The organism is Pedobacter sp. WC2501 (assembly GCF_052682415.1).
This window is the reverse complement of sequence record NZ_JBQZFI010000001.1, coordinates 1,040,757-1,056,378: the sequence shown is the minus strand read 5'-3', so window position 1 is coordinate 1,056,378 and position 15,622 is coordinate 1,040,757. Positions and strand designations below refer to the sequence as shown.

General features: G+C 38.5%; 12 protein-coding genes and 1 riboswitch. Of the genes, 6 read left to right on the top strand and 6 right to left on the bottom strand.

Annotated features, from left to right (window positions below; translation table 11 throughout):
- Positions 1-7 precede the first annotated feature (7 nt).
- Genes ACUN24_RS04540 through ACUN24_RS04530 form a run of 3 tightly spaced genes read left to right on the top strand, consistent with a single transcriptional unit; the run spans position 8 to position 1,974 of the window.
- The gene (locus ACUN24_RS04540; RefSeq protein ID WP_445561442.1) at positions 8-934 is read left to right on the top strand and encodes a lysostaphin resistance A-like protein; all 927 of its coding nucleotides are present in this window, start codon (positions 8-10) and stop codon (positions 932-934) included.
- The gene (locus ACUN24_RS04535; protein ID WP_193419430.1) at positions 915-1,121 is read left to right on the top strand and encodes a putative signal transducing protein; all 207 of its coding nucleotides are present in this window, start codon (positions 915-917) and stop codon (positions 1,119-1,121) included. The genes ACUN24_RS04540 and ACUN24_RS04535 overlap by 20 nt, the downstream gene beginning before the upstream one ends.
- Before the next feature lie 43 nt (positions 1,122-1,164).
- Complete coding sequence (locus ACUN24_RS04530) at positions 1,165-1,974, top strand: phosphatidate cytidylyltransferase (protein ID WP_132395804.1); 810 nt, start codon at positions 1,165-1,167, stop codon at positions 1,972-1,974.
- Positions 1,975-2,104: 130 nt separating this feature from the next.
- Here ACUN24_RS04530 and ACUN24_RS04525 read toward each other — a convergent pair whose 3' ends face one another.
- From ACUN24_RS04525 to metE, 3 genes are all read right to left on the bottom strand, one after another.
- Positions 2,105-2,770, bottom strand: coding sequence for a class I SAM-dependent methyltransferase (locus tag ACUN24_RS04525; protein WP_445561441.1), 666 nt, complete (start codon positions 2,768-2,770; stop codon positions 2,105-2,107).
- 61 nt (positions 2,771-2,831) lie between these two features.
- Positions 2,832-3,218, bottom strand: a complete 387-nt coding sequence (locus ACUN24_RS04520) for an acyl-CoA thioesterase (protein ID WP_315417399.1) — start codon at positions 3,216-3,218, stop codon at positions 2,832-2,834.
- 115 nt (positions 3,219-3,333) lie between these two features.
- A complete protein-coding gene (gene metE / locus ACUN24_RS04515; protein ID WP_445561440.1) occupies positions 3,334-5,667 on the bottom strand; it encodes a 5-methyltetrahydropteroyltriglutamate--homocysteine S-methyltransferase in 2,334 nt (777 codons plus the stop codon).
- 191 nt (positions 5,668-5,858) lie between these two features.
- A riboswitch (cobalamin riboswitch) is annotated at positions 5,859-6,067 on the bottom strand.
- Between the two features lie 254 nt (positions 6,068-6,321).
- On the opposite strand from metE, the gene ACUN24_RS04510 reads away from it, so the two are divergent.
- Both ACUN24_RS04510 and ACUN24_RS04505 read left to right on the top strand, forming a co-directional pair.
- Complete coding sequence (locus ACUN24_RS04510) at positions 6,322-9,018, top strand: M14 family metallopeptidase (protein WP_445561439.1); 2,697 nt, start codon at positions 6,322-6,324, stop codon at positions 9,016-9,018.
- A 187-nt stretch (positions 9,019-9,205) separates the two neighbouring features.
- Positions 9,206-9,922: a DsbA family oxidoreductase gene (locus ACUN24_RS04505; RefSeq protein ID WP_445561438.1), complete on the top strand. Its 717-nt coding sequence runs from the start codon at positions 9,206-9,208 to the stop codon at positions 9,920-9,922.
- Between the two features lie 308 nt (positions 9,923-10,230).
- Here the strand turns inward: ACUN24_RS04505 and ACUN24_RS04500 are convergent, their stop codons facing one another.
- The 3 genes from ACUN24_RS04500 to mfd all read right to left on the bottom strand — a co-directional run bounded on the left by ACUN24_RS04500 (position 10,231) and on the right by mfd (position 15,018).
- Complete coding sequence (locus ACUN24_RS04500) at positions 10,231-10,452, bottom strand: DUF3820 family protein (RefSeq protein WP_029274918.1); 222 nt, start codon at positions 10,450-10,452, stop codon at positions 10,231-10,233.
- Positions 10,452-11,588: an ATP-binding protein gene (locus ACUN24_RS04495; protein WP_445561437.1), complete on the bottom strand. Its 1,137-nt coding sequence runs from the start codon at positions 11,586-11,588 to the stop codon at positions 10,452-10,454. Before ACUN24_RS04495 ends, ACUN24_RS04500 begins: the two co-directional genes overlap by 1 nt.
- Positions 11,589-11,679: 91 nt before the next feature.
- Positions 11,680-15,018 (bottom strand): transcription-repair coupling factor, encoded by a 3,339-nt coding sequence (gene mfd, locus ACUN24_RS04490; protein ID WP_445561436.1) that lies wholly within the window; start codon positions 15,016-15,018, stop codon positions 11,680-11,682.
- A gap of 301 nt (positions 15,019-15,319) precedes the next feature.
- On the opposite strand from mfd, the gene ACUN24_RS04485 reads away from it, so the two are divergent.
- The gene (locus ACUN24_RS04485) at positions 15,320-15,622 is read left to right on the top strand and encodes a DUF2752 domain-containing protein (RefSeq protein ID WP_445561435.1); all 303 of its coding nucleotides are present in this window, start codon (positions 15,320-15,322) and stop codon (positions 15,620-15,622) included.

Genomic DNA, 15,622 nt, shown 5'->3' with positions numbered 1-15,622 from the left:
ACAAATAATGAATTTTGTAACACCCATCCGAAAAGGCAGCCACCCACTTTTACAGATATTTTTACTTTGCGTTTACTGGGCAGCTGGTGCGGTAATATGCACATTATTAGGCTTTATAGCCATTGCAATTGTTTATGGCACCTCTATCTTTGGCGAATTTGGATCAATTATGAGTGGCGATCCTAAATTTATCACAGCCTTAAAAATAATCCAGATTTCTAGTTCTATAGGAATGTTTATTTTACCTCCTATTGTTTTAGCTTATACAGAAGGACAAAAACCAAATACTTTTTATGGGTTTAATAAGCCTAATTTTCTTCCTTTTGTTTTGGTTTTTGCCATTATGGTGGTGAGTATGCCTGCTATGGAATGGGTAGCTGTACTTAATCAAAAAATGGTGTTGCCGGAGTTTTTAAAGGGGGTAGAAAATTGGATGAAGATGAAGGAACAGGAAGCTATGAAAATGACCATTCAACTCATCACGGTGAGGAGCAACTGGGATTTTGTGGTTAACCTGATTATGATTGCGGTATTGCCTGCTATTGGCGAAGAACTCTTTTTCAGGGCAGGGCTACAGGGTTCGTTGCAAAAAATGCTGGGCAATCATCACATCACCATTTGGAGTACGGCCATTATTTTTAGTGCGATCCATTTTCAGTTTTATGGATTTTTGCCGCGCATGTTACTGGGTGCTGGCTTTGGCTATTTATATTATTATAGCGGAAGCATCTGGTATGCCATGCTGGCGCATTTTTTAAACAATGCTTATGCAGTTTGTGCTGCTTTTTATATGCAAAAACATCACATGCCACTCGATAAAGCTGATGAACCGATTGGTTTTCCATGGTATGGCTATTTAATTAGTGCAATAATTACCATAGCTTTGTTTAAATTTTTTAAAGATAACGCAACACGTGAGCGAAAATTGGGTTAAAGTATATACCACCAGCGATGCCTTTGGGGCAGAGGTATTAAAACAGGGACTAACAGAGGCTGGCATCCCGGCAGTAACCATAAATAAACAGCTCTCGGCTTATAATATTGGCGAAATAAATGTTTTGGTGAATAAGGTAGATTTCGATAAAGCCATAGAATACATCGTTGAAAACGAAATTGAATAGTGACAATGACCTTAAACCTTACACCCTTTACCTATTACCTTAAATGAAAACCAGGGCAATAACCGCTTTCTTTTTTACCATAGTAATGCTTGGCTCTATCTTTTTGGGGAGTTATGCATTTACAGTCTTTTACCTCATTCTAAGTGTTTTATCCTTGTTCGAGTTTTATAAGCTGATTAAAAATTCAGGTATCAGACCGCACCGGAATATTGGTTTGGCAGCAGGATCTTTAATCTTTTTAATGGCTGCAGGCTTACATTACTTAGCATATGATGTTAAATACCTGTTGCTTTGCATTCCTCTCATTTTCTCAGTTTTTATTACTGAGCTGTACAAGAAAAACAAAATTCCATTCGCCAATATCTCCTACACTTTTGTTGGGTTTGTTTATGTAACCATTCCTTTCTGTTTTTTCCACGCCCTGGGCTTTTTAAAAAACTGGAATGAATATAACTTTCATTTACCACTCGCGTTTTTATTGATGCTTTGGGCAAATGATACAGGTGCTTACCTGTTTGGTGTAAAATATGGTAAGCGCAAATTGTTCGAACGTCACTCACCAAAGAAAAGTTGGGAAGGATTTTTTGGGGGTATGTTCACTAGTGTTTTGGTTGGTTTTGGTTTATCTTTTCTCTTTACTGAAAGCCCGGCCTGGGTTTGGGCTGGTATGGCTGTATTAATTGCAAGTTTTGGTACATTGGGCGATTTGGTAGAATCGATGCTCAAACGCAGTTTGGATACAAAAGATAGTGGTGGATTGTTACCTGGGCATGGCGGCTTATTAGATCGTTTTGATGGATTGTTATTGGCTGCTCCGGTGGTTTATGCTTATTTGTATCTGATTTTATATTAAAGGTTTATCTATCGTCCTCGTTTGTAACGAGGATGAATGAGATTCACATTTGTAATGTAGTTTTTGTTATTAGCGATACAATCGCTATTCTCGCTAATCCTCGTTATAAACGAGGACTATAATGTGTTTCTTATGCTGTAGCCGTTACAACATAATATTCCCTTTCTATCTGCTCACCTGTTTTACTTCGCAACCGCTCTAATTTTTTAGCAGTATCTTTAATTGTGAAACCCGCTTCTTCTGATAATTGCATTACTTTTTCTACTTCATAAAGCGTAAAACCATAAGAGGTAAAAGGAAGATTTTGCATAAAGGTTTTATCGGCGAAACATAAGGCAAAAATGCCATTTGGTTTTAAAGTGCGCTTAATCTCGTTAAGGTATTCGCTTGGATTGCTCCAGAAATAGAGGGTATTTACGGTAAAAATTTTATCGAACTGATTATTTTTAAAAGGTAGCGTAGCTCCATCCGTTAGTTCAAAACGGACAGTACCTTTATCAACAAAATCCTGATTGATTTCTTTTGCTTCAGCAATCATCGTTTCAGAAATATCGGCTCCGTAATACGTTAGATTTTCTGCTTTTGATAATAATTTAGCGATATGACCGCCATTGCCATGACCGATTTCTAAAACAGTTTCATTGCTTTTTAGATGTAATGCCTCAATTGCAGAAGTAGTCATGCCGATATTACTGGCATGCATCATCTCTCCTGTTTTAATGCCGTGTTCACCTTCAGGACAGCTTAATTGTTTCGCAATATTCTTTAATTCTTCTTCCGAATGTTGATGCTCCATAATCAAATTTAGAGATTTAAATCTGATGATTTTTATATCACTTTAGAGATGATTTATAATATTATTTGATTACCTGCACTGGTTTTTTGTTTTCATCAATGGCTACAAAAGTAAAATCGCCATGAACGGCCAGTTGTCTTCCTTCGGCATACATCTGTTCGATATAAATTTCTACATTAACTTTTAAACTGGTGTTACCCACATGGCTTACTTTACCAATAAGCTCTATGATGGTGCCTGCGGGAATCGGTTTTTTAAAATCAATCCTGTCGCTACTTACGGTAACCATAATCTGCCGGCTAAAACGGGTTGCGGTGACAAAAGCAACTTCGTCCATTAAATGCATCGCTGTTCCTCCGAAAAGCGTATCATAATGATTTGTTGTATTTGGGAAAACGGCTTTAAAAATACTGGTTTTTGAATTTTCTATTCTTTCTTCTAATGTCATGGGGTAAATATATGATGAGTAAAAAGCTTTGACAACTTTCTGATTAGAAAGTTGTCAAAGTAAGGATTTGCTTCAGAGAAAACTGTCGTCGCTCTAGGATAAAAAATGCGGCTAATTAATTTGCCTGAAGATCAGCTGATAATACTTCTTCAGTTTTACGCATCTCTTTTGCAGCTTCAACCATTTCGATTAATGCTTTTTTGGTTTCGTCCCATCCGCGGGTTTTTAAGCCACAATCAGGGTTTACCCAAAGTTGTTCAGAGGGAATAACAGCCTTTGCTTTTTTGAGCAACTGAACCATTTCTTCGCGTTTTGGAACCCTTGGTGAGTGGATATCATACACACCCGGACCAATTTCGTTTGGATATTTAAAATCAGCAAAAGCATCCAATAACTCCATTTGCGAACGCGAGGTTTCGATCGTGATCACATCGGCATCCATATCGGCAATATTCTGGATGATATCGTTAAACTCAGAATAACACATATGTGTGTGAATTTGCGTATCGTCTTTCACACCACTCGCCGAAATTTTAAAGGCTTTAACCGCCCAGTTCAGGTAAGTTTGCCAATCAGCTTTACGCAATGGTAGACCTTCTCTAATGGCTGGCTCATCAATTTGAATGATTTTAATGCCTGCATTTTCCAGGTCGCAAACCTCATCACGGATAGCCAGGGCAATCTGTGTACAGGTTTGTGATCGTGGTTGATCATTTCGAACAAATGACCATTGTAAAATCGTTACCGGACCAGTTAACATCCCTTTCATGTATTTTGAGGTAAGTAACTGTGCATAGGCGGTCCACTTTACCGTCATAGGTTTCGGACGGGAAACATCACCAAAAATGATTGGAGGTTTTACACAGCGTGAGCCATAACTTTGTACCCAGCCATTTTTAGAGAAAGCAAAACCATCCAGTTGCTCACCGAAGTATTCAACCATATCGTTACGCTCGAACTCCCCATGTACAAGTACATCCAGGTCGATTTCTTCCTGCCATTTTACCGCTTTTTCGGTCTCCTGGGCAATTAGATTGTCATATTCCCCGACAGTAAAAGTTCCGTTTTTAAGCTTTGCTCTCCAGCTTCTTACCTCTGCCGTTTGCGGAAAAGATCCGATGGTTGTAGTGGCATAAATAGGCAAATTAAGCTCCTGTTGTTTTATTTTTCTAGTCGAAAATGGGCTTAAACGTTCCGAATCTTGCTCTTTTAAGGCCAAAACGCGCGCTTTTACTAACGGATTATGGATGATTTTAGAAACTTTACGGTTAGCGATCGCTTTTTTGTTTTCCTCAAGTTTTTGCAGGGTAGATGCAGGGCTTTCGTTGTTGATCAGTTTTTTTAAGGTATCTACTTCGGCGATTTTTTGTTTTGCATAAGCCAGCCACTGTTTAATTTCTGCCGATAAATTTTTCTCGTTGGTTTCATTGTCCAGATCAACCGGTGAGTGAATTAATGAGCAGGATGGTGCAATCCACACTTTATCCAATCCTCTTTTTTCTACCACCTGATTAATTATGGATACGGATTTTTCGAAATCATTTTTCCAGATGTTCCTTCCGTCTACCAAACCTAGTGAAAGGATGGTGTCTTCTTTTAACGAGGCTAAGACATCTGTCAATTGATCTTCTGCACGTACCAGATCGATATGTAAAACATTTACCGGTAATGAAGTAGTAAGGGCTAAATTATTGCCTAAGCCTTCGAAATAAGTGGCTAAAACAATTTTTAATTTTGGGAAAGCCTTTCTAATTTCCTTGTAAGCATATTCATAAGCTTTTTTGTCTTTTTCGGTAAGGTCTAAAGTCAAAAATGGTTCATCAAACTGAACATATTCTACATCCAAAGCATCTAAACGGGATAAAATCTCGATATAAACCGGAAGCAGATTTTTGATCAGGTCTATTTTTTCAAAGCCGGTTTCTTTTTCTTTTCCCAGTAAAAGGTAAGAAACCGGGCCGATTAGAACAGGTTTGGTGGTAATACCCAATTGTTTTGCCTCGTAAAACTCATCGATAATTTTGGTAGAGAAAAGTTTAAAAGGCTGGTCTTTGTAAAACTCGGGCACAATGTAATGGTAATTGGTATCAAACCATTTGGTCATTTCCATTGCTACCACATCCAATCCCTCTTTCTGATAACCTCTTGCCATAGCAAAATAGAGATCAAGTTCAGAATTTCCTTTTTTCAGGATCACTTCGTTGTACCTTTTCGGTATTGCCCCAAAGGTTAATGAATGATCAAGAACATGATCATAAAAAGAAAAGTCGTTCGATGGAATGATATCAATTCCGGCTTCTTTTTGAAGTTTCCAGTTTTCGTGGCGAATGTTTTTGCCCACCTGAAGTACATTTTTGTACCCAGTTTTATCTGCCCAGTAATTTTCGCAGATTTTCTTTAATTCCCTTTGGCTACCTATTCGCGGATAGCCCAGATTTTGCGTTAGCATCTCTTTTAAAGATTAAGTAAATAAATCGTTTAAAAGCTCAAATCAGTATTTATACTTTTCTGTTAAAATAAAAAAGGAAAGGTTATGGCACAGCCTGCCCACTCATCGGCAAAAAGCTTAAAGCAGGCATATAAAATTTTAATTTTATCGTGTACAATCAGACCTGACCAATTACTTTATAACGCGAAAGTACCGTCAATTCAATATAGGCAGGTCTCCTGACTTATTCCCGATCTTATCGCCTTCCCATCCCGGTAAAACGGAACAGTGGCATGAATGATAAGACCGTTGTTTTTTTGTTAAAAAACAGAATTTACAGTTGCGCGACAGCTCGTGATTTGCACACGATTCCCTATTAATCCCGGGTGTAATTCCGGGAACCTGTATCGGTTGATGAAAAATAAAGTTAAGAACTTACATCAAGGCAAATGTATGGATTAGGATTTAAAGATTAAGGTATTTTTGTAAGCATTGATTTCGCCTCCTTCCAATTGATGGTATTTATTTCTTTAACCACAGATGCACACAGATAAACACGGATTTTTTATAAATATTAAGTCTAAAGTATCTTAAATCACTTGTAACAAATTTACAGCATGCCCTTTTTGGTGCAGATTCTCTATTATATTTGATTACCTGACTAAACTTCTTCTTATGATAAAAACCTACTTTAAAGGGCTTTGCATTGCTTTTTTAATGGTAAATAGCTGTGTGGTACTGGCGCAGGAAGTGCCCATGCCAAAATCGCATTTTGGTTTTGATATCGGCGACGATTATCAACTGGCCAATTACACCCAGACAGAAGCATACTTTAAAAAGCTTGCAACAGCTTCTAACCGTGTTAAACTAGTTGATATTGGGAAAACCGAAGAAGGCAGAAGTCAATATATGCTGATTGTTTCTTCACCTGAAAATCTGAAAAAATTAGATCGTTATAAAGAAATTTCGCAACAACTGGCTCATGCTGAAATTACCCCTGAGCAGGCCAAAACATTGGCGCAGGAAGGTAAGGCTGTAGTATGGATAGATGGCGGACTACATGCAAATGAAGTAGTTGGCACTCATCAACTGATCCAAACGGTATATGAATTTGCCTCCAGAACTGATGCAGAAACTTTGCGTATTCTGGATAATGTAATCATCTTATTTACTCATGCAAACCCTGATGGTCAGGAACTGGTAAGCAATTGGTACATGAGGAATAAAGATCCGAAGAAAAGAACAACTTCCGGACTTCCTGTTTTGTACGAAAAATATGCGGGACATGATAACAACCGCGATTTCTTTATGTTAAACCTTAAAGAAACACAAAATATCGGTCGCCAGCTTTTTGTGGAATGGATCCCGCAGATTATGTATAACCATCATCAGGCTGGTCCGGCAGGAACCGTTGTTGCAGGGCCGCCCTACCGTGATCCGTTTAATTATGTTTTCGATCCAACACTATTAACCAGTTTAGATGCGGTTGGTGCGGCCATGCACAACCGCATGAATGTAGAAAACAAGCCTGGTTATACGCAGCGTGGAGGATCGGTTTATTCTACCTGGTACAATGGCGGTTTAAGAACTACTACCTATTTTCATAACATGATCGGACTCCTGACAGAAATTATCGGGAATCCCACCCCTTCTGAAATTCCGTTGGTTCCTTCGAGATTATTGCCGAACGGCGATTCGCCAAACCCGATCACCCCAAGGAAATGGTACTTTAAAAACTCTATCGACTATTCGGTATCGTTAAACTATGCTGTTTTAAATTATGCACAACGTTACCGCGACGAATTGTTGTACAACATTTACCAGATGGGAAGAAATTCTATTGAGCGCGGTAAAAAAGATACCTGGTCTTTTTCTCCAAAAAAAATAGAAGCCATTAATAACGCTGCAAAGGTCGAAAAAGGTGCTCCGATCGCCGGTGGAGATGCTGATTTTGGCCAAAGGCAACAGATGAGCATGAAAGCTTTTGATACGGTGATGAAAGCTCCGGCAAACAGAGATCCACGCGGATACATTTTAATTGCCGATCAGCCCGATTTTAACTCTGCCATTAAGTTTTTGAATGCATTGATCAGAACGGGAATTGTAGTGCAAAAAGCAACGGCTTCATTTACCGTTGCGGGGAAAAATTACCCTGCCGGAAGTTATGTGGTAAAAACCGATCAGGCTTTCCGTCCGCACGTTTTGGATATGTTTGAACCGCAAGATCACCCAAATGATTTCAAATACGAAGGCGGTGCACCAATTCCTCCTTATGATGCCGCCGGATGGACTTTGGCATACCTGATGGATGTGAAGTTCGACCGTATTCTTGACGATTTTTCAGGACCGTTTGAAAAAAATCCTTATGGGGAACTCTTAAAACCAGAGCATAAACGGCCAAATGGATCAGGTTATGTATTAAGTGCTGCACAAAATGATTCTTATACCGCAGTTAATGATTTATTGAAAAACAAAGTTGAGGTTTACCGCTCTACTGAAAATGGCGATTTTTATGTTTCATCAGCAGGAAAATCGGTATTGGAAAAGGCAAACATTATGCTAAAAGTTGCCGCGGCTCCAAAGGATAAAATTAAAGTCTTTCCCAAAAGAATTGCCCTTTGGGATACTTATGGTGGTTCTATGGCCTCAGGATGGGTCCGTTTTTTAATGGAACAGTACCATTATAATGCTACGGTAATCTATCCGCAGGACATTGATGCGGGAAATTTAAAATCTAAATATGATGTAATCATTTTTGTGGGTGGTGCAATTCCATCAGTTCAGGGCGGAGGATTTGGAAACAGATCTTTTGGGCCAAAGGCGGAAGAAATCCCTCAGGAATTTAGAAACCGTTTAGGCAGGATCAGCACTAATAAATCAATCCCTGAGTTAAAGAAATTTTTAGAGGCTGGTGGTAATATTGTAACCATTGGTAGCAGTACCAACCTGGCTTATCACTTAAACCTTCCTGTGCGTAATGCAATGGTAGAAATTATAAACGGAGAAGAAAAACGATTACCTGCTGAAAAATATTATGTTCCGGGAAGTGTGTTAAATGTTGGTGTAGATACTTCTTTGCCTACCAATTGGGGCATGGAAAAGGAAGCTGACGTTTACTTCGATAATAGTCCGGTTTTTAAACTCACTGGCGACGCCATTGCTTCTGGTAAGATTAAACCTTTAATGTGGTTCGAAAATTCCACACCTTTGCGCAGCGGCTGGGCCTGGGGGCAAGCTTACCTGCAAGATGGTGTAACTGCTTTTGAAGCAAAAGTTGGAAAGGGTAGATTTCTTGCCTTCGGACCTGAAATTACATTTAGAGCACAAACACATGGTACTTTTAAGTTGATATTTAACCAGTTGTATAAATAAATTTAAGAAGAGGCTGTTTCATAAATATTGTTGTCATCCTGAGCATGTCGAAGGGTCTGTTTTAAATATCTTACAAGGCGTTTCGACAGGCTCAACGTGACAAATTCGATAGAACTACAATTTATGATTCAGCCTATTTTTACTTTGGCCTTACTATAGCCAATTATAATCCACTTAATTTTGTGTTATGAAAGTAGAAATCTGGTCGGACGTAATGTGTCCGTTTTGCTATATTGGAAAAAGACATTTTGAGCAGGCAATAGAAAAATTGCCCTTCAAAAATGAAATTGAAATAGATTGGAAGAGTTTTCAGCTCAATCCGGAGTATCACAATACCAATAATGAGACGGTGTATGATTACCTTTCGAGAAGTAAAGGAATGCCGGTTGAGCAAGCCAAACAAATGACTAAGCAGGTTGTTGATATGGCTGCAAACGCAGGTTTAACCATCGATTTTGATACTAATATTCCAGCAAATACCTTTAACGCACATCGTTTGATCCATTTGGCAGCAAAACATAGTCTACAAGATTTAGCGGAAGAAAAACTGTTTGAAGCACATTTTGTAAACAGTAAAAATATCGGAGAAACCGATGTTTTAGTTGATCTTGCAGTAGAAATTGGCTTGGATAAGGATGAAGCTATAGCAGTTTTAAATAGCGATCAATTTGCTGAAGCTGTGCGTTATGATATTTATGAAAGCCAGAATTTAGGCATCCGTGGCGTTCCTTATTTTGTAATGGACCGCAAATATGGTGTTTCGGGTGCTCAGCCTGTTCAGGCTTTTACCGATGCGCTTACCCAAAGCTTCACAGAATGGAAATCCGCCCAGCCTAAAACCACACTTACTTCATTAAATAAAAATGATGATGCAGTTTGTGATGAGAATGGTTGTGAGATATAGATTTGTTTCGCGCAGATTACGCTGATCAACGCAGATTTTTTTCTGCGAAAGTCATTTTGATCTGCGGAGAATTTACCTTCCTCGTCATGCTGAATTTATTTCAGCATCTATTAAATGGTTATGCTGTTAGATCCTGAAACTAGTTCAGGATGAAAATTGTAACAGATCTTTCGAATCCACTCATAGTGACAGATTCTAGAGAACGGTCATCTTTCCCGCGCAGGCGGGAATATTAATGCAACCCTACTAAGGCGTTACGATTCCCAATCAAGTTGGGAATGACGATTCATCTATACTATCATTCTTAACTACCGATTTTGATTCTTCAACGGCGTTAATAAATACTCCAAACCATTCACCCGTATTTCAAACATCGTAGCCATTAAATCGCCCAATTTACCTTTCGGGAAGCCCTTATCTTTATACCAAAGCAAATAACTTTCAGGTATATTGCAGATCAGGTAACCTTTATATTTTCCGTAAGGCATTTGCATTTTCACTAAATCGAGCAGTAGGGTTGGGTCTAACATTATAATATAAAATCTAAATAATTTTCTTTGTTAATTACAGAAAAGGTGGCTTGAGGATAGTTTTTAGCAAAAAAGCCAGGTATCTTCTTCTTTTGGTTTCCCCATTTGAAATCAGCAGCTAAAATTTCTCCGTTATTAATTTCAATAAGGTCTATTTCCTGCTGATCATAAGTTCTCCAAAAGTAATATGTGGAATTTTGCTGTTCGTACTCCATTTTTTTGATCCGCTCACTAAAACAGTAATTTTCCCATAAAATACCCTGGTCATTACGTAATGCTAATAACCTGAAATCATTAACGATTGCATTCCGGATGCCATTGTCGTAAAAATACCATTTGGATGATTTTGTAACCTCTTTCCGTAAATTATTACTGTATCCACCAACTTTATAGATGATAAAAACTTTTGAAAGTAAATCAAGATAACGGTCTACTGTATTTTTGCTAATGCCCAAAGTACGGGAAATCTCATCAATAGAAACTTCCGATCCTACCTGATAAGCAATAAGCTTTAATAATTCCAGCAGTTTAGCGCTATTTTGGATGTTCTCATACATTAAAATGTCTTTTAATAAATATGATTTAACCAATTCAGTTAAATATTCCGCTTTTTCAGCCAATGAGTTCAGATGAAACAATTCCGGATAAGAACCGAAAATTAATCTTTCTTCAAGGTTTTGGGTAGTTTGCAAGGCATTTTCCTTTTTATTCAATTCAACCTGTGCTATTGGGTAGAGATAATAGGTTAAACTTCTTCCGGTTAAAGGTTCACCAGTTTGATTCGACAGATCAAATGTAGATGAACCACTTGCAATAATGGTGAGGTCTTTGAAAGTATCGATAAGTAACTTTAATATTTTTCCGATTTCGGGGATAACCTGGGCTTCATCAATAATAAGCAGTTTGGCATCACCCAAAACCCTTTTATAATTTGCCGCTGTACGGGTTGACAGCAACACCTGTACATCCTGATCTTCTCCATTTAAAGAAAGATGGTTGATATTGGCATCTTTAATAATGCTTTCTACTAACCAGGTTTTGCCTACCCTTCTTGTGCCGAAAATTAAGATGACCTTATTTTTCCCAATTTTATTGAGGATAACAGGCTTCAAAGATCTTACAATTTGACTTTCCATTTAAGTCAAATGTAGTAAAAAACGTTAATTCAGTCAATAGACTGACTCAATTAACGTTAATTCAGTCAACGAACTGACTGAATTAACGTTTTTAGTCGATAAGTTCCAACGTTTCTATTGCTTCCTCAACGGTTTTTACATTATCAAAAGCAATCCTTAACGTATTTTTTACCTCTTTTAAATTACACATCCGTGGATGGTTTTGTGCAAAAGTTAAAATCTTGGTAAAGGTATTCGAATCGAAATAAGCCGATTGTTTATCGCTTAAGAAATATCCCCGCAAACTATTTTTCTTGAAACTGATTTTCTCGAAGCCTAGTTTCTTGCCCAACCATTGCAAACGTACTACACTCAGCATGGTTTTTACCTGTGGAGGAACTGGTCCGAAACGATCTGCCAGATGCTTTTCAAAAATAGCCAGTTCTGCTTCGTTATTAAGTTTAGAAAGTTCTGTATATAAATTGTAGCGCTCAGTAATATTGGTAATGTAGGCATCCGGAATGTACAGTTCGAGATCGGTATCTACCTGCGTAAAGCCCACAAACGGACGGGCAGGTTCATTTTCGAACAATCCCTTAAATTCAGCCTCCTTTAGTTCTTGTATGGCTTCGTCCAAGATCTTGTGGTACATTTCAAAACCAATTTCGGCAATGAAACCACTTTGCTCTGCACCCAGTAAATTACCACTTCCACGGATATCTAAATCGCGCATGGCTACATTAAAACCACTGCCAAGATCAGAAAACTCTTCGATAGCGCTTAAACGTTTACGCGATTCGGAGGTTAAAGTAGATAAAGGTGGCGAAAGTAAATAGCAGAAAGCTTTTTTATTGCTCCGGCCTACTCTGCCGCGCATCTGGTGCAAATCGCTCAAACCAAACATATGTGCGTGGTTGATGATGATGGTATTTGCGTTCGGAATATCTAAGCCTGCTTCGATAATGGTAGTGGCCACCAAAACATCTTTTTCGCCATTAATAAAATCGAGCATGACATCTTCCAGTTGATCGCCATCTAACTGTCCGTGCGCAATCCCAATTCTTGCTTTTGGAACCAACTTCTGGATTAATCCGCCCAATTGCATCAGGTCGTTAACCCGGTTATGGATAAAAAATACCTGTCCGCCACGGTCTAATTCGAATTGAACGGCTTCCTGGATCAGTTTATCATTAAAAACATGTAATTCGGTGCTAACTGGTTGGCGGTTTGGTGGTGGTGTGCTGATGATCGATAAATCCCTTGCCCCCATTAAAGAAAAATGCAAGGTTCTCGGAATTGGAGTCGCCGTAAGGGTTAAGGTATCAACATTTACCCTTACAGCCTTTAACCTTTCTTTTGCAGTAACGCCAAATTTCTGCTCTTCATCAATAATCATGATGCCGAGATCCTTAAATTTTACATCTTTGCTCAGCAAACGGTGTGTACCGATCAAAATATCAACTTTACCTGCAGCAGCTTCGGCCAATGTATCCTTGATCTGTTTACTGGTTTTAAAACGGTTAATGTAATCAACTGTAACCGGGAAATCTTTTAAACGGGAAGAGAACGTTTTAAAATGCTGTAGGGCCAAAATGGTTGTAGGAACCAGGATCGCTGCCTGTTTACCCTCTGCTACTGCTTTAAATGCGGCACGTACGGCAATCTCAGTTTTCCCGAAGCCCACATCACCGCAAACCAAACGGTCCATTGGATGTGGCGATTCCATATCCTTTTTCACATCCTGTGTCGCTTTTAACTGATCAGGGGTATCCTCGTAAATAAAAGAAGCTTCCAGTTCAGTTTGTAAATAGCTATCTGGCGAAAATGCCGTTCCGGCCTGGGTTTTGCGCAAGGCATAAAGCTTGATCAAATCCCGGGCGATATCTTTAACTTTTTTTTTAGTAGTTTTTTTTAGCTTGTCCCAGGCATCCGTGCCCAGCTTATTCATCTTAGGTATGCCACTTTCCTTACCGCTGTATTTGGCAATGCGGTTAAGCGAGTTGATGTTAACATAAAGCAGGTCGTTATCGGCATAAATTAAACGGATCATCTCCTGGGTTTTACCATTTACCTCAACCTTTTCAAGTCCGGCATATTTGCCGATGCCATGATCGATATGGGTAACGTAATCACCAGATTTCAGTTCTCTTAAATCTTTCAGGGTAATGGCCTGACTTTTCTGATAACCTTTTTTAAGCTTGTATTTATAGTAACGGTCAAAGATCTGGTGATCGGTGTAAAATGCCGTTTGGATCTGTGGATCAACAAAACCCTCGCGCAACATGCTATTGATCGGCGTAAACTTGGCCGTTTTATCAATATCCTCTAAAATAGCATATAAACGCTCAATCTGCTTTGGCGAATCGGTAAAAATAAAATTGATAATCCCTGCCTTTTCATTCTCCTTTAGGTTATGGATCAGCAGATTGAAATCTTTATTGAACGATGGTTGTGGTTTGGTTTCAAATTCAAAACGGTTATCTGTTTTATAAAAGAACTGTTTGCCGAATTCTACCAAAGGGAAATCCTGAAGATGATCGCCCAATAATTTCTCGTCGCTAAAAGCAAATTTCGGATCAATCCATTCTGGGTTTTTATTCTTATCATCAAGCGAAAGCGCTTTCCAAAGCTCAACCGCTTTTTTATATCCCGCTTTAACAATATCGAGGGTAAACTCGACATCCTTATACCAAAGCTGGGTGTCCTGATCAATATAATCAAGAATGCTGATGTTGCTTTCCGTTAAAAATTTAGCCTGAACGTTTGGCACAATGGTAAGGGACTTAACATCGGCAACTGAAAGCTGACTTTCAATTTCGAAACTTCTGATGCTTTCTACCTCATCGCCAAAAAACTCAATGCGGTAAGGCAAATCAGATGAAAAAGAAAAGATATCTACAATACCCCCACGGATGGAAAACTGGCCCGGTTCGTAAACAAAATCCCTGCGGTCGAAATCGTAATCAATTAAAAACTCATTGATAAAATCGATGCCCAATTTAGCACCTAAACTAATTTCCAGAGTGTTTTTTTCTAATGCAGAGCGATCAATAACCTTTTCGGCAATAGCTTCTGGATAAGAAACTACAATTTTTCCGTATTCAGAATCGTGGTTCAGTTCGTTCAACACCTCTGCACGGGCCAATACATTGGCTGTATCTACCTGCGTAAAATCGAAAGATTTGCGGTACGAAGAAGGAAAAAGTAAAACCTGTTTGTCCAACACACTTTCCAGGTCGGATTGAAAATAAGCCGCCTCTTCCCTATCCGGTAAAACGAACAGGATGGGTTTGTGTAACAGGAAATAAGAAGAAAGGGCAACAATAGCATCGGCAGAACCCACCAATCCCTTTAATTGTATCTTTGGGTTTTTAGTGCTGTTTAACGTCTTGGTAAATTGAGTTACCCTATCGTCGGTTTTGTATCTGTTTATTAAATCGCGAATGTTCAAGGCACAAAAATAAGCTTATCTTTTAATATTAACCCGCAATTTGTGTAAAGGTTTTTTTAACTATTTTTGGCAGGGTTGCGATGTGAAAATTAAATCGGGATAAGAAATAAGTTCTTGTTGTTAGATTCCATTTCTCGTTTGGTCGAAATATATCCTCCATTCGTCGATTAAGGGCAAATTGATGTAACAAAGGTGGTGTTACAACCTCTAAATTATATAAAAAGTGAAACCATCATGATTTCCACTAACACTAAAAATAAATCATGATAGCTTCATCACCATTGAAAATAAATGATAACTGATGAAATACGTTAAGAGCTTTCCACTAGAACTTTTTTTCTGGATAGCGGCTTTAGTATTACTGGCAACAGCGAATAGCCACGAGCATCATTTTACACTTTGTCCTTTAGCTAATTTAGGCTTTAAGGATTGGTGTCCGGGATGTGGTATAGGCAGGTCAATCAGTCATATTTTACATGGCGAATTTACCGAAAGCTTTTCCGGACACTGGTTTGGGTTTCCGGCACTTTTAACAATAGTTTATAGGATTTACACATTGATAAAAAATAAAAATAAATTTAAAATTTCAACCGCAAATACATAG

Bases quoted from the DNA above. Each gene is read 5' to 3' on its own strand.
- ACUN24_RS04540 (WP_445561442.1), top strand. From the start codon at position 8: ATGAATTTTGTAACACCCATCCGAAAAGGCAGCCACCCACTTTTACAG.
- ACUN24_RS04530 (WP_132395804.1), top strand. From the start codon at position 1,165: ATGAAAACCAGGGCAATAACCGCTTTCTTTTTTACCATAGTAATGCTT.
- ACUN24_RS04525 (WP_445561441.1), bottom strand. From the start codon at position 2,770: ATGGAGCATCAACATTCGGAAGAAGAATTAAAGAATATTGCGAAACAA.
- ACUN24_RS04520 (WP_315417399.1), bottom strand. From the start codon at position 3,218: ATGACATTAGAAGAAAGAATAGAAAATTCAAAAACCAGTATTTTTAAA.
- metE (WP_445561440.1), bottom strand. From the start codon at position 5,667: ATGCTAACGCAAAATCTGGGCTATCCGCGAATAGGTAGCCAAAGGGAA.
- ACUN24_RS04510 (WP_445561439.1), top strand. From the start codon at position 6,322: ATGATAAAAACCTACTTTAAAGGGCTTTGCATTGCTTTTTTAATGGTA.
- ACUN24_RS04505 (WP_445561438.1), top strand. From the start codon at position 9,206: ATGAAAGTAGAAATCTGGTCGGACGTAATGTGTCCGTTTTGCTATATT.
- ACUN24_RS04500 (WP_029274918.1), bottom strand. From the start codon at position 10,452: ATGTTAGACCCAACCCTACTGCTCGATTTAGTGAAAATGCAAATGCCT.
- ACUN24_RS04495 (WP_445561437.1), bottom strand. From the start codon at position 11,588: ATGGAAAGTCAAATTGTAAGATCTTTGAAGCCTGTTATCCTCAATAAA.
- ACUN24_RS04485 (WP_445561435.1), top strand. From the start codon at position 15,320: ATGAAATACGTTAAGAGCTTTCCACTAGAACTTTTTTTCTGGATAGCG.